Consider the following 1,088-nt stretch of genomic DNA (forward strand, 5'->3'; position numbering starts at 1 on the left):
GCAGCATAAGCTGTTATCGCAACATGAATACATAGTGTTGCGAGGCGAACGAGGGGAACTGAAACATCTAAGTACCCTTAGGAAAAGAAATCAACCGAGATTCCCCTAGTAGCGGCGAGCGAACGGGGATTAGCCCTTAAGTCAGTGGGGTGTTAGTGGAATGCGTTGGAAAGCGCAGCGGCACAGGGTGATAGCCCCGTACATGAAAACTAACCATTGATGAAAACGAGTAAGGCGGGACACGTGACATCCTGTTTGAATATGGGGGGACCATCCTCCAAGGCTAAATACTCCTGACTGACCGATAGTGAACCAGTACCGTGAGGGAAAGGCGAAAAGAACCCCTGTGAGGGGAGTGAAATAGAACCTGAAACCGTATACGTACAAGCAGTGGGAGCGGTTCTTGAGACCGTGACTGCGTACCTTTTGTATAATGGGTCAGCGACTTACATTTTGTAGCGAGGTTAAGCGAATAGCGGAGCCGTAGGGAAACCGAGTGTTAACTGCGCGTTTAGTTGCAAGGTGTAGACCCGAAACCCGGTGATCTAGCCATGGGCAGGTTGAAGGTTGAGTAACATCAACTGGAGGACCGAACCGACTAATGTTGAAAAATTAGCGGATGACTTGTGGCTGGGGGTGAAAGGCCAATCAAACCGGGAGATATCTGGTTCTCCTCGAAAGCTATTTAGGTAGCGCCTCGAGCGAATACCATTGGGGGTAGAGCACTGTTAAGGCTAGGGGGTCATCCCGACTTACCAACCCTTTGCAAACTCCGAATACCAATGAGTACTACTCGGGAGACAGACGGCGGGTGCTAACGTCCGTCGTCAAAAGGGAAACAACCCAGACCGTCAGCTAAGGTCCCAAAGTACTAGCTAAGTGGGAAACGATGTGGGAAGGCTTAGACAGCTAGGATGTTGGCTTAGAAGCAGCCATCATTTAAAGAAAGCGTAATAGCTCACTAGTCGAGTCGGCCTGCGCGGAAGATGTAACGGGGCTAAGCTAGTCACCGAAGCTACGGGTGCACAGTTTACTGTGCGCGGTAGAGGAGCGTTCTGTAAGCCGTTGAAGGTGAAGGGGTAACCCAC

1 rRNA gene is annotated in these 1,088 nt (G+C 50.7%); it reads left to right on the forward strand.

From position 1 onward, the window contains the following. Positions 1 to 1,088, forward strand: a 23S ribosomal RNA gene (locus ACHA99_RS10555); the annotation flags it as partial.

It is taken from the genome of Shewanella sp. S23-S33 (genome assembly GCF_043359565.1).
In the GTDB taxonomy this organism is placed as follows: Bacteria; Pseudomonadota; Gammaproteobacteria; order Enterobacterales; family Shewanellaceae; genus Shewanella; species Shewanella oncorhynchi.